18 protein-coding genes are annotated in these 22,120 nt (G+C 62.6%); 13 read left to right on the top strand and 5 right to left on the bottom strand.

The features are described 5' to 3' along the window. Positions 1–320: 320 nt before the first annotated feature. Positions 321–1,844 carry a sigma-54-dependent transcriptional regulator gene (locus tag AC0L2K_RS13710; protein ID WP_473531583.1) on the bottom strand — a complete coding sequence of 508 codons (1,524 nt, stop codon included), beginning with the start codon at positions 1,842–1,844 and terminating at the stop codon, positions 321–323. A 393-nt stretch (positions 1,845–2,237) separates the two neighbouring features. Here AC0L2K_RS13710 and AC0L2K_RS13705 point away from each other — a divergent pair, with 393 nt between their 5' ends. From AC0L2K_RS13705 to AC0L2K_RS13690, 4 genes are all read left to right on the top strand, one after another. Further along, entirely contained in the window at positions 2,238–4,076 is a 1,839-nt protein-coding gene (locus AC0L2K_RS13705; protein WP_473531582.1) for a M3 family oligoendopeptidase, read from the top strand. 351 nt (positions 4,077–4,427) lie between these two features. Then, positions 4,428–5,219: a proton-conducting membrane transporter gene (locus tag AC0L2K_RS13700; protein WP_473531581.1), complete on the top strand. Its 792-nt coding sequence runs from the start codon at positions 4,428–4,430 to the stop codon at positions 5,217–5,219. 170 nt (positions 5,220–5,389) lie between these two features. Continuing rightward, positions 5,390–6,535, top strand: coding sequence for an aminodeoxychorismate synthase component I (locus AC0L2K_RS13695; protein WP_473531580.1), 1,146 nt, complete (start codon positions 5,390–5,392; stop codon positions 6,533–6,535). Continuing rightward, positions 6,484–7,146 (top strand): aminotransferase class IV family protein, encoded by a 663-nt coding sequence (locus tag AC0L2K_RS13690; protein WP_473531579.1) that lies wholly within the window; start codon positions 6,484–6,486, stop codon positions 7,144–7,146. The genes AC0L2K_RS13695 and AC0L2K_RS13690 overlap by 52 nt, the downstream gene beginning before the upstream one ends. Before the next feature lie 128 nt (positions 7,147–7,274). On the opposite strand, the gene AC0L2K_RS13685 is transcribed toward AC0L2K_RS13690, so the two are convergent. The 3 genes from AC0L2K_RS13685 to aztC all read right to left on the bottom strand — a co-directional run bounded on the left by AC0L2K_RS13685 (position 7,275) and on the right by aztC (position 9,550). Continuing rightward, entirely contained in the window at positions 7,275–7,523 is a 249-nt protein-coding gene (locus AC0L2K_RS13685; protein ID WP_473531578.1) for a hypothetical protein, read from the bottom strand. Next, complete coding sequence (locus AC0L2K_RS13680; protein ID WP_473531577.1) at positions 7,517–8,485, bottom strand: hypothetical protein; 969 nt, start codon at positions 8,483–8,485, stop codon at positions 7,517–7,519. Before AC0L2K_RS13680 ends, AC0L2K_RS13685 begins: the two co-directional genes overlap by 7 nt. Positions 8,486–8,566: 81 nt before the next feature. Next, positions 8,567–9,550, bottom strand: coding sequence for a zinc ABC transporter substrate-binding protein AztC (gene aztC, locus AC0L2K_RS13675; RefSeq protein ID WP_473531576.1), 984 nt, complete (start codon positions 9,548–9,550; stop codon positions 8,567–8,569). 825 nt (positions 9,551–10,375) lie between these two features. On the opposite strand from aztC, the gene AC0L2K_RS13670 reads away from it, so the two are divergent. The 8 genes from AC0L2K_RS13670 to AC0L2K_RS13635 all read left to right on the top strand — a co-directional run bounded on the left by AC0L2K_RS13670 (position 10,376) and on the right by AC0L2K_RS13635 (position 19,119). Beyond that, positions 10,376–11,377: a CobW family GTP-binding protein gene (locus AC0L2K_RS13670; protein WP_473531575.1), complete on the top strand. Its 1,002-nt coding sequence runs from the start codon at positions 10,376–10,378 to the stop codon at positions 11,375–11,377. A gap of 75 nt (positions 11,378–11,452) precedes the next feature. Next, complete coding sequence (locus AC0L2K_RS13665; protein ID WP_287139398.1) at positions 11,453–11,785, top strand: nitrate reductase; 333 nt, start codon at positions 11,453–11,455, stop codon at positions 11,783–11,785. Positions 11,786–12,080: 295 nt separating this feature from the next. Continuing rightward, positions 12,081–13,526, top strand: a complete 1,446-nt coding sequence (locus AC0L2K_RS13660; RefSeq protein WP_473531574.1) for a homospermidine synthase — start codon at positions 12,081–12,083, stop codon at positions 13,524–13,526. A gap of 198 nt (positions 13,527–13,724) precedes the next feature. Next, a complete protein-coding gene (omp10, locus tag AC0L2K_RS13655) occupies positions 13,725–14,096 on the top strand; it encodes an outer membrane lipoprotein Omp10 (protein WP_287211456.1) in 372 nt (123 codons plus the stop codon). A gap of 178 nt (positions 14,097–14,274) precedes the next feature. After that, positions 14,275–16,344: a 5'-nucleotidase C-terminal domain-containing protein gene (locus AC0L2K_RS13650; RefSeq protein WP_473531573.1), complete on the top strand. Its 2,070-nt coding sequence runs from the start codon at positions 14,275–14,277 to the stop codon at positions 16,342–16,344. A gap of 136 nt (positions 16,345–16,480) precedes the next feature. After that, positions 16,481–17,545 (top strand): ferrochelatase, encoded by a 1,065-nt coding sequence (hemH, locus tag AC0L2K_RS13645; protein WP_473531572.1) that lies wholly within the window; start codon positions 16,481–16,483, stop codon positions 17,543–17,545. Between the two features lie 148 nt (positions 17,546–17,693). Continuing rightward, the gene (locus AC0L2K_RS13640; protein WP_473531571.1) at positions 17,694–18,644 is read left to right on the top strand and encodes an SPFH domain-containing protein; all 951 of its coding nucleotides are present in this window, start codon (positions 17,694–17,696) and stop codon (positions 18,642–18,644) included. Positions 18,645–18,648: 4 nt separating this feature from the next. Further along, a complete protein-coding gene (locus AC0L2K_RS13635; protein ID WP_287064658.1) occupies positions 18,649–19,119 on the top strand; it encodes an NfeD family protein in 471 nt (156 codons plus the stop codon). A gap of 72 nt (positions 19,120–19,191) precedes the next feature. Here the strand turns inward: AC0L2K_RS13635 and AC0L2K_RS13630 are convergent, their stop codons facing one another. Next, positions 19,192–20,193, bottom strand: a complete 1,002-nt coding sequence (locus AC0L2K_RS13630; RefSeq protein ID WP_287064659.1) for a KpsF/GutQ family sugar-phosphate isomerase — start codon at positions 20,191–20,193, stop codon at positions 19,192–19,194. A 161-nt stretch (positions 20,194–20,354) separates the two neighbouring features. Here AC0L2K_RS13630 and AC0L2K_RS13625 point away from each other — a divergent pair, with 161 nt between their 5' ends. Continuing rightward, positions 20,355–22,085: an outer membrane beta-barrel protein gene (locus AC0L2K_RS13625; protein WP_287246093.1), complete on the top strand. Its 1,731-nt coding sequence runs from the start codon at positions 20,355–20,357 to the stop codon at positions 22,083–22,085. Positions 22,086–22,120 lie beyond the last annotated feature (35 nt).

Below are 22,120 nucleotides of genomic sequence, written 5' to 3'. Positions count from 1 at the left end.
CAGGCTGCCGTTTGTCCCCGGATTTGACCAACGGATGCGGTGGTGTTCACATCCGAATATCGATCCTAATGGTTAATCATCGCTTATTGAAGCCGAAATGCGGTAACACCGTGGCGATATCCCGTCAAAAATATTGCACGGGGTTTCTTGGTAAACTGCTGGTTTAGATCATGTTTTGGGCTTTGCCTGAACACGATCTGTTACCAGACGCCTCAATGCGTGAATACTGCCGGCAAGCGCGTCGCCCGACCGCGTCACGCCCGATTCGCGACTGTCGATTGTCCTGATGCCAGGTTGGCAAGCTGGTCCGGGCTTGCCTGTCAGGAAGCAAGCCGGTCGATACGGCCCGTTTCCGGATCGATGCCATATTCCTTGAGCTTCCTGTAGAGCGTCGAGCGGCCGATGCCGAGGCGGCGGGCAACTTCGCTCATCTGGCCGCTATAATAGTCGATGGCGAGCTTGATCATTTCGAGTTCGACATCGGCCAGCGCCCGCACATTGCCGCGTTCGTCCAGCGCCCGCAGCGTGCCGAAGCGAGGCTGCGGCCTGGCCGGCGGATCGAGCTCGGCTACAGCGATGCCGTTATCCTCGCCAAGCGGCTCGGTGACCAAAGGCAACGCGGGCAACGCGCCATGCGCATCGAGGTTGACGGTGCCCTCGACCTGCGCCCGGATCTGCGGAAACTCCTCTTCCGTCAGCAGATCGCCTTCACAAAGCACCGAGGCCCGGAAGACGGCGTTTTCCAGCTGGCGGATATTTCCCGGCCAGTCGTAGGCCTGCAGCATGGCGAGCGCCGCGGCCGAAATGCCGTGCAGGCGATGACGTGGACCAGTGGGCGCGACCTTCTCCAGAAAATGCTCGACCAAATACGGAATGTCGTCGCGACGGTCGCGCAGCGGCGGCACGAAGATCGGATAGACGTTCAGGCGGTAGAACAGATCCTCGCGGAACTTGCCGTCCTTGACCTGCTGCAGAAGATTGCGGTGTGTCGCCGAGATCAGCCTGATGTCGACCCTGACGGTCGAACGCCCGCCGACCGGATCGACCTCACCGTCCTGCACGGCGCGCAGCAGCTTGACCTGCACGTCGAGCGGCAGGTCGCCGATCTCGTCGAGGAAGAGCGTGCCCGAATGCGCCTCGACGAACTTGCCGGTGTGTTTTTCGGTGGCGCCGGTGAACGAGCCCTTCTCGTGGCCGAACAGGATCGATTCGACCAGATTGTCGGGGATGGCGCCACAATTGACGGTGACGAACGGTTTTGAGCGGCGATCGCCGCTGCCCTGGATGGCGCGCGCCACCAACTCCTTGCCGACACCGGATTCGCCCTCGATAAGGATCGGGATGTTGGACGCGGCCGCCTTCTGGCCGAGACGGATCACCCGGTCCATCGCCGGGCTGTGCGTGATCATGTCCTTGAAGGTCAGATGGCCGCCGCGCCGCCGCGACGTGCGCTTCACTTCCCCCTCGACCGCCTCGACTTTGAGCGCGTTGCCGATCGATGCCTGCAGCCTGTCGGGAGATGCCGGCTTGACGACGAAATCGAAAGCACCATGACGCATGGCCGAAACGACGGTTTCGATGCCACCCTGGGCGGTTTGCACGATGACCGGAACCTGGATGCCGCGCTCACGCATCGCCTTCAGCACGCCGATGCCGTCGAGGCCCGGCATGACGAGGTCGAGGATGACCACCGACACGTCGCGCGCCTTGGGCCCGTCGAGCGCGTCGAGACCGGCCTCGCCGCCATCCGTGATGATCGCGCTGTGGCCGAATTTCGTCACCGCCGCCTCGAGCAGCCTGCGCTGCACGGGATCGTCATCGACTATGAGTATGGAACCTGTCATGACTGGTTCAACGATGCTCGCCCAATATGCCCACCCCACTGTGTCTTCCCATTGGGGAATCCAACCCTATGGATCATCCTGGCACAGGGTTCTAAATAAGCTTTCAAAAAACCCGGTGAACGAATTCCTTAGGATTTGACCGGCTTTCTCATCCTCTTTGAATCTTTGGCCCTTTGAATCTTTGGGTCTGAACGCTTAGAGACTGTTTCGAAATTCGCTCTGGCGAGTCATATGGTGGTGGTTTCGAGAACCGGCGCGCAGCGGACATTAGAGCGCTGCGCGTCCAAAGGACGCGCGGCGCTGTAGGTAAGCGCAGAAACACGCCATCAGATGACCGCCAGAGTAGAGTTTCCAAACGGTCTCTCAGGTCTTGCAATCTGGAAAGTGTCGGCAATGAGCATGGTTTTTGGTCGGCAGCTTGCGGCGGTGGCGTCCGGTCAGGGCGCGGCGGAGCTCGGTGATCTGCCGGAATGGGATCTCGCCGATCTCTATTCGGGCATGGGCGCCCCCGAGCTGAAACGCGACATTTCAAAGGCGATCGCCGATGCCATCAGCTTCGAGAGCCGCTGGAAAGGCACGCTCGCCGCCGAGGCGGAGCGGGCCGACAGCGGCAGGCTGGGCGAGGCGCTTGCCGCCTATGAGGCGCTGGAGGAACTGATTGGCCGGATCGTCTCCTATGCCGGACTGATCTACGCCGGCAACACCGCGGATCCGCAGCGCGCCAAGCTCTATGGCGACATTCAGGAGAAGATGACCGACGCCAGCGCGCATCTTCTGTTTTTCGCGCTCGAACTGAATCTTGTCGACGATGCCGCGATCGAAACCGCGCTTGCTGCCGATCCCGCCTTCGCTCACTACCGGCCGTGGGTGCTTGATCTGCGCATGGACAAACCCTACCAGCTCGAAGACCGGGTCGAGCAGCTTCTCCACGAGAAGTCGATTACCGGACGCGGCGCCTGGAACCGCTTGTTCGACGAGACGATGACCGACCTGCGCTTCGACATCGATGGCGAAGAGCTGACCCTGGAGCCGGCGCTGAACCGCCTCCAGCACGCCGATGGCGAGGTGCGCCGCCGGGCTTCTGAAGCGCTGGCCGCAACCTTCCGCAAGAATCTGCGCACGTTCACGCTGATCACCAACACGCTGGCCAAGGACAAGGAGATCTCCGACCGCTGGCGCGGCTTCGCCGACATCGCCGATTCGCGTCATCTCGCCAATCGCGTCGAGCGCAGCGTGGTGGATGCGCTGGCCTCAGCCGTTCGTGACGCTTACCCGCGCCTGTCACACCGCTACTACGCGATGAAGGCGCGCTGGCTCGGCATGGAAGTGATGAACCACTGGGACCGCAACGCGCCGTTGCCGGAGACCCCGCAAGCGATCATCGGCTGGGACGAGGCCAAGAACACGGTGCTTTCCGCCTATCAGCGCTTTTCACCTGACATGGCGGAGATTGCCCGGGTTTTCTTCGACCGCAACTGGATCGACGCGCCGGTAAGGCCTGGCAAGTCGCCGGGCGCCTTCGCGCATCCGACCGTGCCGTCGGCGCATCCCTATGTCCTGCTCAACTACATGGGCAAGCCGCGCGACGTGATGACGCTGGCGCATGAGCTTGGCCACGGCGTGCATCAGGTGCTCGCCGCAAGCCAGGGCGCGCTGATGGCCTCGACGCCGCTGACACTGGCCGAGACGGCGTCCGTCTTCGGCGAGATGCTGACGTTCCGCTCGCTGCTGGACCAGACCACCGACAAGCGCGAGCGCAAGGCCATGCTTGCCCAGAAGGTCGAGGACATGATCAACACGGTCGTGCGCCAGATCGCTTTCTACGAGTTCGAGCGCAAGGTGCATGCCGAGCGCAAAAACGGCGAGTTGACATCGGACAGGCTCGGCCAGTTCTGGCTGGAGGTGCAGGCGGAAAGCCTCGGGCCGGCGATCAAGCTGCGCGAGGGTTACGAGGTCTTCTGGAGCTATATTCCACACTTCATCCATTCGCCTTTCTACGTCTACGCCTATGCGTTCGGCGACTGCCTGGTGAATTCGCTCTATGCGGTCTATCAGAATGCAGAGCGTGGCTTTCAGGACAAATATTTTGCCATGCTGCGCGCCGGCGGCACCAAGCATCATTCCGAGCTCCTGGCTCCCTTCGGTCTTGATGCCACCGATCCTGCCTTCTGGCAGATCGGCCTTGGCGTGATCGGCGGGCTGATCGACGAGCTCGAAGCTTTGGACAATTGACGCACAGCGCTGAACATCCAGGTTCGACAGAACAGTTTAGCCGCAGTGCATATTGAGGCCATTCTATTCTTGCGCTAAATACCTGTTCTCAAATAACTCTCCGTGGAATTTTTCCGTTAGCTTTCCGGAAGCTGTATGATAGCGTCCCGCCTCAAGCTCAGTCGGGCGCGGCCAAATCTTCGGCCGGTCACGGCGCTTCGACGATTGCGACAGCGCCGTTGGCCATGGCAGGAAAGCCGGTCGCCGACAGCGCGATTTAAGCCGGCTGTTCCACGAGCAGCGGAGCCACCATTGAATGGTCCTTGTGCCAAGGTCCCAGGCCACGGCAGATGGATCGGATGGAGAGAGACAATGGGCACTTTTTTCTACATGCTCCTGGCGTTCCTGGTAGGTGTGTTGGCTGGCTGGTTCATCTGGGGACGCCCGCGTGGCGATCTCGACAGCCTGCGCGGTGACATGGACCGCACCCGCAGCGAGCGCGACAGGCTGCGCGCCGACGCCGACCGCCTGACCCGTGAGTTGGAAGTATGCCGCGGCGCCCGCGCCGACCTGGAGCGCCAGTTGGGCGAGGCGCAAGGCACCAAGGCCGGTGCGACAAAGGCAGCAATCCCGGCACCGCCGGCATTGATGGCGACATCCGCGCCGGCCAACACGACGCCCGCCAAGGCCACGCCGGCCAAGACCGGGCCGGCTAGGTCCGGGCCAGCAAAGACCACGTCCAAGAAACCGGCGGCCGGGAAGGCGGCAGCCGCGCCGAAGGCCAGTGCATCGAAAGCGAGTCCGTCGCAGGCAAGTGCGCCAAAACCTCCCGCATCGAAAACCAGTGCTGCACCAAAGAGCGCTGCGCCAGCGGCAAGGAAAGCCGCGACAACAAAGGCGGCGGTGGGCAAAGCCAGCAATCTGCGCCGCCTGATCGGCATCGGTCCGGCCAACGAGCGATTGCTCCACGGGCTCGGAGTGACGACCTATGCGCAAATCGCCGCCTGGACGGCCCCCGACGTCAAGCGGATCGAGGAGACGTTGAACTTCGACGGCCGCATCGAGCGTGAGCGCTGGATCGAGCAGGCGAAACTGCTTGCCGCCGGCGATGAGGAGGAATTCGCGCGCCGCTTCCCGACCTCGGGGACCGGGAGCAACACCTGAATTGCCTGCCGGCATCGAGCACACAAGGGACCGGCGACGCCCGCGAGGTGCCGCCGGTTTGCTTTGCACTAGCTGCGTTTGCGTCTTGAGACGCCGGTCTCTCGATTGCGCGCGATCGAGCCGCCATATAGAGCGATAGCTGGCGTCATCGATCGCAGCATCCGAGTCCCATGCCCCTGCCCTCTGCAATTTTTCGAAATGACGAGCGCGCTCATCAGCTCGTCTTCGACCAGCCGGCCGACATCATCGTGGCGCATGAGGCAGAGGATTTCCTGCCGGCGCTGGACATTGCGCAGGCCGCGCATGACGCCGGCAAATGGCTGGCCGGCTACTTCTCCTACGAGGCCGGCTACCTGCTCGAGCCGAAGCTCGTTCCGCTGCTGCCGGGCGGACGCCGCGCCCCGCTTGTCTGCCTGGGGATCTTCGACGCGCCTGTCGAACAGCCGGTCGTGCCCGGCAACGCGCCGTCGACCAACGGCCCGATCTTCAACGCCAGGGCCGCCTGGACTTCGGAAGACTACGCAAAACGCTTTGCGCGGCTCCACAATCACATTCGCAAGGGTGATTGCTATCAGGGCAATCTGACCTTTCCGGTTCATGCGCAATGGTCGGGCGATCCGCTGGCCGCCTTCGACGCGCTGACGGAGCGCCAGCCGGTGAAATACGGCGCGCTGATCGCGCTCGGCGATCCGGTCGTCTTGTCGCGTTCGCCGGAACTGTTCTTCGAGATCGACGCCGCAGGCATGATCGAGACGCATCCGATGAAGGGCACCGCCCCGCGCGGCGCGACCAAGGCGGAGGACAAGCGGCTGAAGACGTTCTTGCTCAATGACGAGAAGAACCAGGCTGAGAACCGGATGATCGTCGATCTCCTGCGCAACGACATTTCGCTGATCAGCGAAGTCGGCACGCTGGAGGTGCCGGAGCTTTTCCGCATCGAGAGCTACCCGACCGTCCACCAGATGGTGAGCCGCGTGCGGGCCAAGCTGTTGCCCGACCTCAGCATCCGCCGGATATTCGCTGCGCTGTTTCCATGCGGATCGATCACCGGCGCCCCGAAAATCCGCGCCATGGAAATCCTGCACGATCTGGAAGCCACGCCGCGCGACGTCTATTGCGGCGCGATCGGCTGGATCGCGCCCGGCGGCACGATGCGCTTTTCGGTGGCGATCCGCACCATATCGCTCTTTTCCGGCGGCGAGGCCGTCTACAATGTCGGCGGCGGCGTCGTCTTCGATTCGACGGCCGAGGAGGAGTATCAGGAGTGCCTGCTGAAAGCGCGCTACGCGACGGGAACACCGCCGATTTCGAGCTGATCGAAACCATGCGCTGGCAGCCGGGCCAGGGCTTCCTCCGTTTCGACCGCCATTTGGCACGCCTTTATGGCTCGGCGGCCGAACTGGGTTTTGCCTGCGATGCGCAGAAGGTCGGCGAGATGCTCAGGAACGCCGTCGACCGGCCTGACATAGCCTTGCGCACACGCCTGGTCCTGTCGCGCAGCGGCAAGGTGACGGTCTCGGCGCTGCCTTATGAGCCGCACGCAGCCGACAAGGTCTGGAGGCTGCAACTGGCGCGGGTGCGGCTTGATTCAAGCGACACGCTGCTGCGCCACAAGACGAGCCGCCGGGACACCTATCAGCGGGCGCGCGCCGAATATCTGATCAGCCGGGCCGACGAGGTTCTCTTGGCCAACGAGCGCGGCGAACTCTGTGAGGGCACGATCACCAATCTGTTTGCCGATTTCGGCGACGGCGCGCTGGCAACACCGCGGCTCGATTGCGGCTTGCTGCCTGGCGTGTTGCGCGGCGAATTGCTGGACGAAGGCCGCGCCCGCGAAGCAATCTACAGCCTGGATGATCTGAAGTCGGCCAAAGCGCTGTTCGTCGGCAATTCACTGCGCGGACTGATCCCGGCACGGCTTGGCTGAAATGCAATCGGTGCCGGACGATGCGCCCATTGCTGTGTCTCGAGCATGGTTCCATTGCGAGTTGGAGAAGATGCCTCCGGCCCGAGAAGGAATGGGCCGGAGGCGCGGCAGCCGCTTGGGAGGAGCGACTATTCGCCTTCGTGGGTCTGACCGGAGCCGCCGACGGAAACGATGTTGAAGGGCTTGCCTTCGACGGCAATGTCGCCGGTTTTCTCGAATGACGTCGCGTCAACGACATGCACCACGCCTTGCAGGGGATCGGTGACCACGACCTTGTCGCCGGCGACCGCGACACGCGGCCTCGGATCGCTCCAGTGACCGTCCATCGAATAGGGGTCGGTCAGCTTGAGCGAGTTTGCGATCTCCCCCTTCACCACGTCGAGTTGGTGAAGCTGGCCGTCCTCGGTGAAGACGTAGGCGAATTTTGCACGAACGGGGTCGATCGCGAATGCACGCGGCGCGTCGGAAGGTTGATCAGCCGGAATGCGGCGCTCTCGATCGTCGGATCGATCAGCACCACCTTGTCGGCGCCGTAGTTGCCAAGGAAATATTGCAGGCCTCGGCCGCCGATCAGCGTCGTCGTTTTGCCATCCGGCAGGCTGTCGGCATAGGGCAGATGACGGATCGCCGGGCTGCCGTCGCCATGGCTGACGACAAGCAGGCCGGTCGCGCAGGCGAAAGCCAGGATATTGCCGGAAGACGCCTCGCCGTGGAGGTCTGGGCAGGCGTGGCTGCCGCCGATCGGCGCGCCGGCTTTGTCTGCGACCCTGATGCCGACCGGGAGTTCGTCCGGCTTCTCCCGGTTCGGCTCCGAAAGCAGGACATGGGAGCCATAGGCGACTGCGACGCCATGCTGCGGCGCGTCGGTCTTCACTGCCCTGAAATCCGGCTTGCCTTCCAGGACCGACTTCTCGGAGATGATGCGCACGACACCCTCGCCGTCGAAAAAAACGGCGAAGTCTCCGTCATGCTCGACGAAATGCGACGGCTTCTTGCCCGTGATCTCGACGCCGGCAAGTTTTGGCGCTTCGACGTCGATGTCGCCGTGCTCGCCGTGGTCCTCGAAGGAAATGCCGCTCGCGATCCCGGCAACGACGCCGGCCGAGCCCTGCACGGCAAACACGGTCCTGCCGCTTTCGCTGCGATGGAGCGACGCCGGCCCTTTGATCTCAAGCGTGTCGAGCTTTTCGCCATCGATCGCATCGACTACGGTCACCTTCGGGTCCGCGTGATCCGAGATGAAGAGGCGCCATGCGGTCACCTCCTCGGCATGGGCAGCACTTGTTGATAGGGACACAAGCAGCGCGATGGCCGTGGCTGACGCCCAATTTGTCCTCACGGTATTCTCCTTGAATGTTATTACATAACTCTTGGTGATCGACGAAGAGGCGGATTGCTCCGCCTTTCCATCGCAGGGCGGTCAGCTTCCGAGGATCGCGCCTTTGATCGTCGTGATGTTGTGCCGCATCATCTCGAGATAGGTCGCAGCCGGACCGTTCTTATCCGACAGGGCGTCGGAGTAGAGTTCACCGCCGACTTTCAGGCCCGTCTCGCTGGCGATCTGCTCGATCAGGCGCGGATTGGTGACGTTCTCCACGAAGATTGCCGAAGCCTTGTCTTGCCTGATCTGTTTGATCAGGGCCGCGACGTCGGAGGCTGATGCCTCGGATTCGGTGGAGACGCCCTCCGGCGCCATGAATTTTATGCCGTATTCGTGTTCGAAATAGCCATAGGCGTCGTGGGAAGTGATGATCGTGCGCTTGTCCTCGGGGATCTCAGCTACGGCAGCCTTGATCTTCGCTTCCAGTGCCTCGAGCTGCTGGCCGTACGATTCGGCATTGGCCCGATAAGTATCACAGCCGGCTGCATCGGCGGCACAGAAGGCGTCGGCGATGTTCTTCACATAGAGTTCGGCATTGTGCACGGACTGCCATGCATGGGGATCGGACTCGCCGTGATGATGGTGCCCTTCCTCATGGCCCTCTTCCGCCGCGGCGTGTTTTTCCCCGCCCTCGGCGGCTTTATCCTGATCGTGGTGACCTGCTTCCTCGGTCTTGCGCAACACCTCGCCGCCTTTGGTCAATTCCACGATCGGCGCCTTCGTCGCGCTCGCCTCGACGAGACGCTGGAGGAAGCCCTCGAACTGGAGGCCGTTGACCAGCACCACGTCGGCCGAACCGACGGTTGCCGCGTCGGCCGGCTTTGGTTCGTAGACATGGGCGTCACCATTCGGGCCGACCAGCGTGACGATGTCGACACGATCGCCGCCGACATTCTTCGCGAAATCGGCGATGATCGAGAAACTGGCGACAACCCTGAGGTTCTCGGCAGCGGCCGCCGACGCACCGATTGGCATCGATGTTATTGCGCCTATCACGGCGGCGAGTTTTAGCGTCCTGGACATTCGATCGACTCCTTTGTTCAAGCGGTTCTGAGGGAGATGCGCCGGACGCGTTGCGAGCAGCCGCGCGTCCCGGCAGAGATAGAAGGCAACGTGGATCGTGCCCGCCGACAAATGATCGCCGGGCCGTACGATCCCATCGAGGCGCGCTGTTGCGGCCCAGCGGCAGGTCTTGAAGCGTCAGGTCTTGAAAGATCACACAAGCAGCCATTCGATCCATCACGGCGGGAGCCATCGAGTCAGCCCCGCTCTTGACGACCCGTTATGTTATGTTATCACGCTCGTCAATTCAAAATGTTATACTATAACTGACGCTCGCCATTGTGCTCAAAACTGCCTGGAATACGAGGGAACAGCGGATGCCTGGACGCAACCAGCAGCTGGTACTCGACGCGCTGACGCGCTCCGGGAGGCCGATGGGGGCCTATGAACTGCTTGGACTTCTTCGCCAGGAAGGGCTCCGCTCACCGCTACAGATCTATCGCGCCCTGGATCGGCTCGTCGAGCAGGGCCTGGTTCACCGGATCGAGAGCCTGAGCGCGTTTGCGCTCTGCGTCCACAGCGAATGCGGCACCCATGGGCGCGCCGCCTTTGCAATCTGCGCGAATTGCGGGCGCGCAAGTGAGGTTCATGACCCGGCATTGGAGCGGGTGCTGCGCCCGGATTGCCCGACGGCAGGGCTTCCAAACCAACTCGGCCACGGTGGAGCTTTCGGGTCTGTGCGAGGCTTGCGCGCATTGAACAGACGCCAGTCTTCCGTCTACGGGCGATCCAATCGGCTCGCGCCTGACCCAGCTGAAATCCGCAATCCAACATCCGGAGACGACTATGCCGCTTGAAGCCCAGAAAATGCCCGTCACGGTTCTTACCGGCTACCTCGGCGCCGGCAAGACGACGCTGCTCAACCGCATCCTGTCCGAACAGCACGGCAAGCGGTACGCCGTGATCGTCAACGAGTTCGGCGAGATTGGCATCGACAACGACCTCATCGTCGATATCGACGAAGAAGTCTTCGAGATGAACAACGGCTGCATCTGCTGCACGGTGCGCGGCGACCTGATCCGGATCATTGAGAGCTTGATGCGGCGCAGAGACCGTTTCGACGCCATCCTGATCGAGACGACCGGCCTTGCCGATCCCGCCCCCGTCGCCCAGACCTTCTTCGTCGACGACGATGTCAGGCAGAAGACGACACTCGATGCGATCATCACCGTCGCCGATGCCAAGCATCTCCTCGGCGAGTTGGATCATGCCCACGAGGCGCAGGAGCAACTCGCCTTCGCCGATATCGTCATACTGAACAAGACCGACCTGGTGGCGCAGGCCGAACTCAAGGCAGTGGAGGCGCGCATTCGCAGGATCAACCCGACGGCTGCGATCAAGCATTCCATACGTTGCAACGTTCCACTCGACGAGGTTCTGGATCGCGGCGCGTTCGATCTGAACCGTGTCCTCGAAGTCGAGCCGGACTTTCTCGACGCGGGCCACGACCATGTGCATGACGATCACGTCACCAGCTTCTCTCTCGTCACGGAAGCTTCGATCGATCCGCGCAAGTTCTTGCCGTGGATCCAGATGATCACACAGAAATTCGGCATCGACATGCTGCGCATGAAAGGCATCCTGGCGTTCAAGGGCGATGAACACCGCTTTGTCGTTCAGGCCGTCCACATGCTGCTCGAAGGCGACCACCAGCGCCCCTGGAAAGCGGGGGAGAAGCGCGTCAGCCGCCTGGTATTTATCGGCCGCAACCTGCCCAAAGGCCTGATTGAAGACGGCTTCCTCAAATGCCGTGCCGAAACGGACTCCCTGGTGGCGCTGGATGCATAGGGGCAAGGCCGACGGCAGCGCGCCTTTATCGCATTTGTCTGGCCGAGCGCCTTCGTCTTCGGGACGGGATTGTATATGAACCGTCTCGCGAACCCACTCGCCCCCCGCGGGTTTGCCGTTCCGGAGAAGACCAGCCAGATCAAGGCCTCGTTTCGCAAGGCTTGCGGGCTCGATGACGATATCGTCGTGTTCGTCACGGAGCTGGTATGCCGCAAAGATGGCTGTCCCGACATCGAAACGGTGATCGGCATAATGCGTCCCGGCGAGAAAATCGAAACGATCCGGGTCAACAAGGCAATCGCCGATGTGACCTCGCACTGCCGCGAGGGTGAATGGATCGGGACATGCGCAGAGTGTTCGGCCTCTCCACCGAAGCTGTTGCGCTTACCGAGTGTCACCGGAATGTGACCGAGATCGGGAACCGTCGACGAGAGCTAGTGCTCGCTGCATCTTTCGCCGCGCCATTGCTGGCGCTTCGCCCAACTCAACTACAAGGGCCAACTCGATCCTAGGGAATGACGGCCGGCCGTCAGCGACTGGTCGTCCTCCTTAACCACATGACGAATGCGGCGTAGCTCGCGGCTTTTCGCTGGTTTATGACAATGATCTGTGGTTGTAGCGCGTGGCGGTCGGGCAAAAAAATGCTCCGCTTTGCGTCTGTTTGCCCCGGCTTTTCAGCCTATCTGAGGGAGTAATCGATAAAATGGCGAATGAAAACTGGCCCGTTTACGGTGAGATCACCGGCCCTGTCGTGGTGATCGGCTTCGGTTCGATCGGACGGGGAACGCTGCCGCTGATCGAGCGCCATTTCAAGTTCGACAAGTCGCGCATGACGGTCATCGACCCACGCGATACCGACCGCAAGCTGCTCGACGAGCGCGACATCACCTTCATGCAGGATGCGGTGACCAGCAAGAACTACAAGAAGCTTTTGACGCCGCTGCTGACCAAAGGCGGTGGCCAGGGCTTTTGCGTCAACCTGTCGGTCGACACCGGCTCGGTGGATTTGATGCGGCTCTGTCGCAAGCTGGGTGTGCTTTACATCGACACCGTCGTCGAGCCATGGCTCGGCTTCTATTTCGACACCAAGGCCGACACTGGCAGCCGCACCAATTATGCGCTGCGCGAATCCATGATCGAAGAAAAGCGCGCGCACCCCGGCGGGGCGACCGCAATCTCCACCTGCGGCGCCAACCCCGGCATGGTCTCGTGGTTCGTCAAGCAGGCGCTGGTCAACCTCGCCACCGATCTTGGCCTCGAGTTCTCCGAGCCCGCGCAGCACGATCGCGAAGCTTGGGCCAGGCTGATGAAGAAGGCCGGCGTCAAGGGTATCCACATCGCCGAGCGCGACACACAGCGCACCAAGAAGCCGAAGCCGATGAACGTGTTCTGGAATACCTGGTCGGTCGAAGGATTCATCTCGGAAGGGCTTCAACCGGCCGAGCTCGGCTGGGGCACGCATGAGACGTGGATGCCGAAGAACGGCAAGAAGCACAAGTATGGCTCGAAGGCCGCAATCTATCTGGAGCAGCCGGGCGCTAACACGCGTGTGCGCAGCTGGTGCCCGACGCCTGGCCCGCAATATGGCTTCCTGGTGACCCACAACGAGTCGATCTCGATCGCCGACTTCTTCACCCTACGCGGCAAGAAGGGCAAGGTTCAATATCGCCCGACCTGCCACTACGCCTACCATCCCTGCAACGACGCCGTGCTGTCGCTGCACGAAATGTTCGGTGCCGCCGGCAAAGCACAACCGGTGCATCACGTGCTCGATGAAAACGAACTGGTCGACGGTGTCGACGAGCTCGGCGTGCTGCTCTACGGCCACGACAAGAACGCCTATTGGTACGGCTCGCAGCTGTCGCTGGCGGAAGCGCGCAAGCTGGCGCCTTATCAAAACGCCACGGGCATGCAGGTCACGTCGGCAGTGCTGGCGGGCATGGTCTGGGCGCTGGAAAATCCCGAGGCCGGCATCGTTGAGGCGGACGAGATGGACTACAGGCGCTGCCTGGAAGTGCAGTCGCCCTATCTCGGGCCGATCAAGGGCTATTACACCGACTGGACGCCGCTCGACAACCGCCCTGGGCTGTTCCCGGAAGACGTCGACAAAAACGACCCATGGCAATTCCGCAACATCCTCGTTCGATAGTTCAGCATCCTCGTTCGAAAGCAATGTCTCACTGCCTTGCAATCGTCTGGAAATCGGGCGATTGAAGGAAGGCGGCCTGGAGCGACGTGCGTCCATTTGGACGCACAAAGTACGCTCTGGCGGTTCGAGTGTACGCATCGTGCTTGCCGAAAAATCGGATCGATTTTCGGGCCAATGTGAGAGGAGAGGATCTTGATGATGACGATTGCGCGCAAATTGCTTTCGGCCGGCATTGTCGCGGCCGCTGCCGCCTTGGCGGCGTGCACCACCGCCGGCCCGGGCGGGCCGCCATTGGCCTCGCGCAGCCCGGTCGAAGGCTCATGGATCGACGCGCAGGGCACGGGCCTGTCGACCTTCGCCGGCGGCAGCTTCAAGACCGTCGCCACCGACACCGGCCAGAAGCTTGCCGACGGCAGCTACGCCATGACCGGCGGCACCTCGGTCCAAATCCAGGGCACTTCGCTGATCCGCCAGACGCCGATCAGCTTCAACTGCTTGTTGATCTCCACCTCGCAGCTTAATTGCACCAGCGTGAGCGGGCAGAACTTTGTGCTGACGCGACGCACCTGAGCCCATACTGAACTGCTTTTGCAAAGGACGGCGGCTTGAGGCCGCCGTTCTTTTTGTGCCGGCAAAGCTGTCCCCGATTCCGCTTGCATCACCCAAAACGCGATGTGAACATGGGCGAAAGCTGGCTGTTATGTTCCAGTCGAGCAAGGGCGTTAAACAGGTCATCCGGGAGACGAAGATGAAGAAGATCGCCGCCATTGCCGCCCTGTCGGCGTCTGCGCTTGGCCTGTCGACCGGCGTGTCCTTTGCCGACTACATGCTGAACATCCTGCACATCAACGACTGGCACAGCCGCATCGAAAGCAACAACAAATATGAATCGACCTGCTCGGCCGAAGAGGAGACCAAGGGCGAGTGCATCGGCGGCGCGGCGCGGCTGATCACCGCGATCATCCAGGAGCGCAAGAAGCTGGAAGGCCACAACGTGCTGCTGCTCAGTGCCGGCGACAATTTCCAGGGTTCGCTCTTCTACACGACCTACAAGGGCAAGACCGAAGGCGAATTCCTCAATCAGATGAAATTCGACGCCATGGGGGTCGGCAATCACGAGTTCGACGACGGCGAGGCGGCGCTGGCGCCGTTCCTGGACATGATCAAGTTTCCGGTGCTCGGCGCCAACGTGAAGGCCAACGCGCAATCCAAGCTCGGTGACCGCGTGAAACCGTCTGTTGTGATCGAGGTCGGCGGCCAGAAGATCGGCGTCGTCGGCGCGGTCACCAACGACACGCCGGAACTCACTTCGCCAGGCCCTAACGTCACGATCGAGGACGACGTCAAGTCGATCACATCAGAGGTCGAGAAGCTGAAGGGAGAAGGCGTCAACAAGATCATCGCGGTCACCCATATCGGCTACAAGCGCGAGCGTGACGTCATCGCCAAGATCCCGGGTGTCGACGTGGTGGTCGGCGGCCACAGCCATTCGCTGCTGTCCAACACCGACCCCAAGGCTGAAGGCCCCTACCCGACGATGGTCGACAATCCGGACGGCTACAAGGTGCCGGTCGTCCAGGCGGCGTCCTTTTCGAAATATCTCGGCGAGTTCAAGGTCGTGTTCGACGACAACGGGGTCGTCAAGCAGGCCAGCGGAGACCCGATCTACCTCGACAAGTCGATCACGCCGGATTCCGCCGTGCTTGCCCGCATCAAGGAGCTTGGCGCGCCGATCGAGGCGTTGAAGAACAAGGAGGTCGCCGAGACCACGAAGGCGATCGACGGCAGCCGTGAGAACTGCCGCACCCGCGAGTGCGAGATGGGCAATCTTGTCTCCGATGCCGTCCTCGACCGCGTCAAGGACCAGGGTGTCGAGATCGTCGTCACGAATGGCGGCGGCCTGCGCGCTTCGATCGACCAGGGCACCGTCACTATGGGCGAGGTTCTGAACGTGCTACCGTTCCAGAACACAGTGGCGACCTTCCAGATTTCCGGCAGGGATCTGGTTGCCGGGCTCGAGAACGGTCTCAGCCAGATCGAGGACGGCGCCGGACGCTTCCCGCAGGTTGCCGGCCTGAAGTATTCATTCGACAAATCGGCCGCCGCGAATGCCGGGCGCGTCAAGTCGGTCGAAGTCATGCAAGGCGGCGCGTGGACCACGATCGATCCGGATAAGGATTACCTGGTCGCCACCAACAACTTTGTGCGCCAGGGCGGCGACGGCTATAAGGTCTTCGCCGACAAGGCCAAGAACGCCTACGATTACGGTCCGGGCCTCGAACAGGTGGTCGCCGATTATCTCGGCGCGCATCGGCCCTATACGCCGAAGCTCGAGGGCCGCATCACCGAAATCACGGCCGCCGCCGCGGCGGAACCGGTCCAGCAACCGGCGCAGGAACCGGCCCAGGAATCGGCGAAGCCGGCCGAGGCTCCCGCTCCGGCCGAGCCCGCAAAACCAGCAGAAACGGCTCCAGCCGCAACTGCGGAGCCGGCGATGCCGGAACCGCCGGCCGGTTCGGACGATATAGCCACGACACCGCCAGCCGTGCCGACGGAACCCGCCCCGGCAGCGCCGGCACCTGCCGAGGCTGCGCCTGCCGAGCCGGCACCGGCGCCTGCGGCGGAACCGGCAAAGCCGGCCGAGGCAACGCCGGCCGAAAGCAGCCATGTGATCGTTGCCGGCGACACCTATTGGGATTTGGCGGAAAAGGCCTATGGCGATGGCGCCAGGTGGAAAACGATCTCCGATGCCAACCAGGACTACGAGCCGCGCCGCCTTCCGGTCGGCGCAACCTTGACCATCCCGGCCGCAATCTGAATTCTTCGGTCATCGTTGGAAAACCCGTCCGGCTAACTGGGCGGGTTTTTCTGCTTTCGCTGATAAGGTGCGGCCAGACGCTGCATTGAAAACCGGCGCGGCATCGCTAGTTTCGCGCAGTGTCCGGAGACCCGTTATGACGCTTTCTAACCCTGCCGATCGAAAAGCCGCGAAGGTCGTCGGCCCACTGCCGGCAGGACAGCCGCCGGTCGGGGCGGGCAGGATCGGCGTCATGCTGGTTAATCTCGGCACGCCCGACGGCACCGAATTCAAGCCGATGTGGCGCTATCTCAGGGAATTCCTGTCCGATCCGCGCGTCATCGAGCTCAACAAGGCGATCTGGTATCCGATCCTCTACGGGCTGGTCCTCACCACGCGGCCGAAGAAGTCGGGCGCCAACTATGCGAGGATCTGGAACCGGCAGCGTGACGAGTCGCCGCTGCGCACCTACACCCGCGCTCAGAGCGAAAAGCTGACCGAGGCGCTGCACGACCTGCCCGGCGTCAGCGTCGACTGGGCAATGCGTTACGGCAATCCTTCGACCGAGAGCGTCGCCAAAGGGCTGGTCGCGCAGGGCTGCGACCGCATTCTGACTTTTCCGCTTTATCCGCAATATTCCGCGACCACGACCGCCACCGCCAACGACCAGTTGTTTCGCGCGCTGATGAAGATGCGCCGCGCCCCGGCGATCCGCAGCGTGCCGCCCTATTATGCCGAACCGGTCTATATCGAAGCGCTCGCCGCGTCGATTGAGCGCCATCTGGCGAGCCTCGATTTCGAGCCAGAAATGGTCATCGCCTCCTACCACGGCATTCCGAAACCCTATTCCGACAAGGGTGACCCCTATCAGGCCCATTGCCTTGAGACGACCCGGCTGCTGCGGGCAAAGCTCGGCTGGGATGCGAAGAAGCTGATCACCACGTTCCAGTCGCGCTTCGGCGCGCAGGAGTGGCTGCAGCCTTACACCGACAAGACGGTCGAGAAATTGCCCGGAGAAGGCGTGAGATCGATCGCCATCGTCAATCCGGGCTTTTCTGTCGACTGCATCGAGACGCTGGACGAGATCGGCAGGGAGGCGGCCGAGACCTTCCATCATGCCGGCGGCGAAAAGTTCGCGCATATTCCCTGCCTCAACGACAGTGCCGAGGGCATGGCGGTGATCGAGGCGATGGTGCGGCGCGAACTGTCGGGTTGGGTGTGAAGCCGATACAATCGAGCGCCGCTAACCGGCTTTCTATGCACCGGTTATCCACTATCACCTGATTGTAACGTTCCTGAAACACACTTAAGTGTTTGGTGAAGTCGCTTGCGTTGAAACATTTCCGTGGCGGCATCTGAGGGAGAGCCAAATGGATTTCAGTGGTTTCGATATCGCGCTTCTTGTTCTTGTCGCTCTTGTCGTGCTCGTGCTTTTCAAAGGCATCCGGACTATCCCGCAAGGCTACAATTACACCGTCGAACGCTTTGGCCGTTATACCAGGACATTGAGCCCCGGCCTCAACCTCATCGTGCCGTTCGTCGACCGCATCGGCTCCAAATTGAACATGATGGAGCAGGTGCTCGACGTCCCGACGCAGGAGATCATCACCCGCGACAACGCCACCGTCGCCGTCGACGGCGTCGCCTTCTACCAGGTGCTCAACGCGGCGCAGGCCGCCTACCAGGTCGCCGGGCTGGAGAACGCCATCCTCAACCTGACGATGACCAACATCCGTACCGTGATGGGCTCGATGGACCTCGACGAGCTGCTGTCGAACCGCGACGCCATCAACGAACGCCTTCTGCGCGTCGTCGACGAGGCGGCCCATCCCTGGGGCATCAAGATCACCCGCGTCGAGATCAAGGACATCAATCCACCGGCCAATCTCGTCGAATCGATGGGGCGCCAGATGATGGCCGAGCGCAACAAGCGCGCGCAGATCCTCGACGCCGAAGGCCTCAAGCAGTCACAGATCCTGGAAGCCGAGGGCCGCAAGGAAGCCGCCTTCCGCGACGCCGAGGCGCGTGAACGCTCGGCCGAGGCCGAGGCCCGCGCCACGCAGGTGGTGTCGGAAGCGATCGCCAAGGGCGACGTGCAGGCGCTCAACTACTTCGTTGCACTGAAATACACCGAAGCACTGACCAGGATAGGCTCCGCCACAAACAGCAAGGTCGTGCTGATGCCTATGGAAGCTTCATCATTGATCGGCACGCTCGGCGGCATCGGCGCGATCGCCAAGCAAGTCTTCGGCAGCGAGGGCACTGCCGGCACCACGCGGCAAGCTGCACGCCCGCCCGTGGTTCGTCCCAGCGAGACCTGAGGCCATGTTTGAACGCGTCATTTCCGAACTCGGCCCCTGGGTTTGGATGGTTCTCGGCTTCGTCCTCCTGGTGATGGAGGTCATCGCACCGGGCATATTCATGCTGTGGATCGGCATCGCTGCTCTGCTGATCGGCGTGGTGTCCCTGCTCATCTGGGACGCGGACTTCTGGACCTGGCAGATCCAGGTTCTCGCCTTCCTGGCGATGTCGCTGGTTTCAACCTATGTCGGCAAGAGACTGGTGGGTGGGCGCGATGATGGCACCGATCAGCCACTGCTCAACCGCCGCGGCGCACAGATGATCGGCAGGATGGCCACCCTGGACGAGCCGATCAGGGACGGCCGCGGCCGCATAAAGCTGGGCGACACGCTATGGCGCATCTCCGGCCCCGACCTGCCGGCCGGCACGCAGGTGCGCGTGACGGGCGCGGCCGACACCGATCTGGAACTGACGGTCGAGGCGGTCCTGGACTGATCCGACCATCTCGGCAGGCGACTTTTCAAACAGGCCTGATGTCTCTCAGTTTCGAAATTCGCTCAGGCGAGCTCAGGCTGCGCCGATGCGCAGCAGATCGTGCAGATGGACAAGTCCGACCGGCCGTCTGCCTTCGACAACCATCAGGCTGGAGATGGTCGAACTGTTGATCGTCTGCAGCGCGGTCGCCACCAGTGTATCCGATCCGGCCGTCTTCGGCTCCTTGGTCATGACCTGATCGACGCTCATCGCCAGAAGATTGCTGCCGATGTGGCGCCTGATGTCGCCGTCGGTGATGATGCCGATCAGCGCACCATCCGCATCGGTTATCGCCACGCAGCCAAACCCCTTGCGCGACAATTCGAGGATCGCTTCGTGCATTCCAGTGCCGGAAGGCACCAGCGGCAGCCTGTCGCCGACATGCATGATCTCGCGGATCTGCGTCAGATTGGCGCCAAGTTGCCCACCGGGATGGAAGGTGCGGAAATGATCCGGCGTGAAGCCGCGCGCTTCGAGCAGCGCGATGGCCAGTGCATCGCCGATCACCAGTTGCAGCAGCGTCGATGTCGTCGGCGCCAGGCCGTGCGGGCAGGCTTCCGGCGCACGCGGCAGCAAAAGCACCACATCGGCCGCCCGCGCCAGCGCCGATCGCTCTCCGGCGGTGACTGCGATCAGCGGAATCGAGAAGCGCCTGGAATAGGCGATGATGCCCTTGAGCTCGCGGCTCTCGCCCGACCACGAGATGGCGATGATGGCGTCGTCCCTGGCGATCATGCCGAGGTCGCCATGATTGGCTTCGGCAGAATGGACGAAGAAAGCCGGCGTGCCGGTCGAGGCGAGCGTCGCCGCGATCTTTGAGCCGATATGGCCGCTCTTGCCGACGCCGGTGACAATGACGCGGCCGGCGATCTGCGACACCATATCGACGGCGCGCGCGAACGGTTCGGTCAATCCGTTTTCGAGCGCGGCCGCCAGCGCCGCGACACCGGCCTGCTCGGTCGCTACCGTTCTAAGCGCCGAGGCGATCGAAGCTTGCCCATCGAGCCGCTTCTTGTCTGGGGATCCCGCATGCATGGCTGATGCGATTAGCGCTTTGCTGCGCGCCTGTCCAACGGAATTGCCATCCGGTAGCTATCCAGTGGGCTTTGATCGACCGCCGCTCAACCCTCCGTTAACCATCCCCGTTTACGGTTCGGTAAGTATGGCGCGCGTGCGCCGCGCAAGCAGTGGTAGCGATGTCCGGGGCCCCGCCTGAAAAGAAAAGAAGACGATACGGCAAGGCGGTCTGCGCCTTGCTGCTGGCGACCAGCGTCTTCGCCTTGCTGCGGCCTGCGCAGCCCTATGCCCAGGTAACCGAGCTGCGCGGCGAGATTTCGGAATCGGCGATTCTGGACGACCAGCAGCGCAAAACCAGGCAATTGAGCATCGCCCAGGATCAGACGGCGCAGGCCGGTGCAACCACCCAGAGCACTGCGCCGACGCCCACCTATCAGCCGGCCAGCCCGGGCGCCGTGCGGGACGACGACGCGGCACCCGCGACCGGCAGCATTTTTGATCCGCCGGAAGCAACCGACGATCCGTTTGCGGACGCCCCCGTTCCCGTCCCGCCGCGCCGGCCATCGAGCACAACCCAAGGCGCAGCCGATCAGGACGAAGCCGCCGAGACACAGGCCGCCACCGCGACGACGGCCCCGACGGATGACGAGGACACCGCCGAGACGGACCCAATCAATTCCCGTGCCGTGACCATCGATTCCGCCGACAGGCAGCAACTCGATCCGGGCGCCGAGCGCGCCGAAGCCATCGAAGGCCGGGACAGGAGGGCCGAGGACGACCCGTTCGCCGCCACCGGCATCAAACTCGGCTCCTTCGTGATCAGGCCGACGCTCGAGCAAGGCCTGACGGCGTCGTCGAATGCCGATTCAAGCACCGAAGGCAAACCGGCCCTGCTGTCCGAAACGGCGCTGCGCTTCAATGCCGTCTCCGACTGGCGGGAGAATTCGGCTGTCATCGACGGCTACGGCATCTTTCTCAAGACGATATCGGGCGACGAGGTTCAGGAGGCGCGGGGCCGTGTCGATGGCACGCTCAATGTCGACCTCGACAACGATCTGCGCGCTATCGCCAGGCTCGGTTACGAGGCGGCGCCGGAATCGGCTTCGTCGCCGGTCGTCATCGAAGGCACCGTCGAGCAGCCGGTGCGCCAGACCATTGACGGCAGCCTCGCGGTCGAGAAGGACGCCGGCAAGATGCGCTTCGCCCTGACCGGCGCGGTCGAACACGACATCTATGGCGACGCCAAGCTTTCGACTGGCGGAACGCTGTCGCAGAAAGACCGCGACTCGACGCTCTATAGCGCCATCTTGCGCACCGGCTATGAGATTTCTCCCGCCATCACCCCTTTCACCGAGGTCGAAATCGGCCGCCGGGTCTATGATTTGCGCGTCGACAGCAATGGTTTCGAGCGATCTTCGACGCGGCTCGGCGTTCGGGCCGGCGCCGAGCTCGACCTCGGCGAGAAGCTTGCCGGCGAATTCTCGGCCGGCTGGCTGCGGGAGGCGATCGACGACGACCGCCTGCCGGCTATTTCGGGCGCCACGGTGAACGCCGACCTCAGATGGTCACCGGAACGCGGCACCACGATCGGCCTCACCGGGGAGACGATCGTCGAGGGCACGACAACCGCCGACGAAAGCGGCGACATCCTTTACTCCGGCCTCCTGACGGGCGAGCGGGAAATCCGTGCCAACCTGATCGGGAACGCAGCTCTCGGCGTGGGCTGGCGCGACTACGTCGGGTCGGACGGCCATGATCTGATACTGAGCGCCGAGGCCGGACTGACATGGTGGCTGAACCGGTATGCCGGACTGACCACCCGCGCCAGAACTGAAAAACAGACCAGCAACATCGAGGGCCGCGACTACACCGCCCACAGCATCTTTGTCGGGGTGACGCTGCAGCCGTAAACCAAGCCGCGCACCCTCGGTTCAGGCCCGAGGGC

This window comes from Mesorhizobium sp. WSM4817 (genome assembly GCF_055811135.1).
The sequence above is the reverse complement of the archived record's forward strand: the minus strand, read 5'-3'. Positions and strand labels throughout refer to the sequence as shown.

Excerpts from the sequence above, each read along its gene's own strand:
- AC0L2K_RS13710 (WP_473531583.1), bottom strand. The coding sequence starts at position 1,844 with ATGACAGGTTCCATACTCATAGTCGATGACGATCCCGTGCAGCGCAGG.
- AC0L2K_RS13705 (WP_473531582.1), top strand. The coding sequence starts at position 2,238 with ATGAGCATGGTTTTTGGTCGGCAGCTTGCGGCGGTGGCGTCCGGTCAG.
- AC0L2K_RS13700 (WP_473531581.1), top strand. The coding sequence starts at position 4,428 with ATGGGCACTTTTTTCTACATGCTCCTGGCGTTCCTGGTAGGTGTGTTG.
- AC0L2K_RS13695 (WP_473531580.1), top strand. The coding sequence starts at position 5,390 with ATGCCCCTGCCCTCTGCAATTTTTCGAAATGACGAGCGCGCTCATCAG.
- aztC (WP_473531576.1), bottom strand. The coding sequence starts at position 9,550 with ATGTCCAGGACGCTAAAACTCGCCGCCGTGATAGGCGCAATAACATCG.
- AC0L2K_RS13670 (WP_473531575.1), top strand. The coding sequence starts at position 10,376 with ATGCCGCTTGAAGCCCAGAAAATGCCCGTCACGGTTCTTACCGGCTAC.
- AC0L2K_RS13665 (WP_287139398.1), top strand. The coding sequence starts at position 11,453 with ATGAACCGTCTCGCGAACCCACTCGCCCCCCGCGGGTTTGCCGTTCCG.
- AC0L2K_RS13660 (WP_473531574.1), top strand. The coding sequence starts at position 12,081 with ATGGCGAATGAAAACTGGCCCGTTTACGGTGAGATCACCGGCCCTGTC.
- omp10 (WP_287211456.1), top strand. The coding sequence starts at position 13,725 with ATGACGATTGCGCGCAAATTGCTTTCGGCCGGCATTGTCGCGGCCGCT.
- AC0L2K_RS13650 (WP_473531573.1), top strand. The coding sequence starts at position 14,275 with ATGAAGAAGATCGCCGCCATTGCCGCCCTGTCGGCGTCTGCGCTTGGC.
- hemH (WP_473531572.1), top strand. The coding sequence starts at position 16,481 with ATGACGCTTTCTAACCCTGCCGATCGAAAAGCCGCGAAGGTCGTCGGC.
- AC0L2K_RS13640 (WP_473531571.1), top strand. The coding sequence starts at position 17,694 with ATGGATTTCAGTGGTTTCGATATCGCGCTTCTTGTTCTTGTCGCTCTT.
- AC0L2K_RS13635 (WP_287064658.1), top strand. The coding sequence starts at position 18,649 with ATGTTTGAACGCGTCATTTCCGAACTCGGCCCCTGGGTTTGGATGGTT.
- AC0L2K_RS13630 (WP_287064659.1), bottom strand. The coding sequence starts at position 20,193 with ATGCATGCGGGATCCCCAGACAAGAAGCGGCTCGATGGGCAAGCTTCG.
- AC0L2K_RS13625 (WP_287246093.1), top strand. The coding sequence starts at position 20,355 with ATGTCCGGGGCCCCGCCTGAAAAGAAAAGAAGACGATACGGCAAGGCG.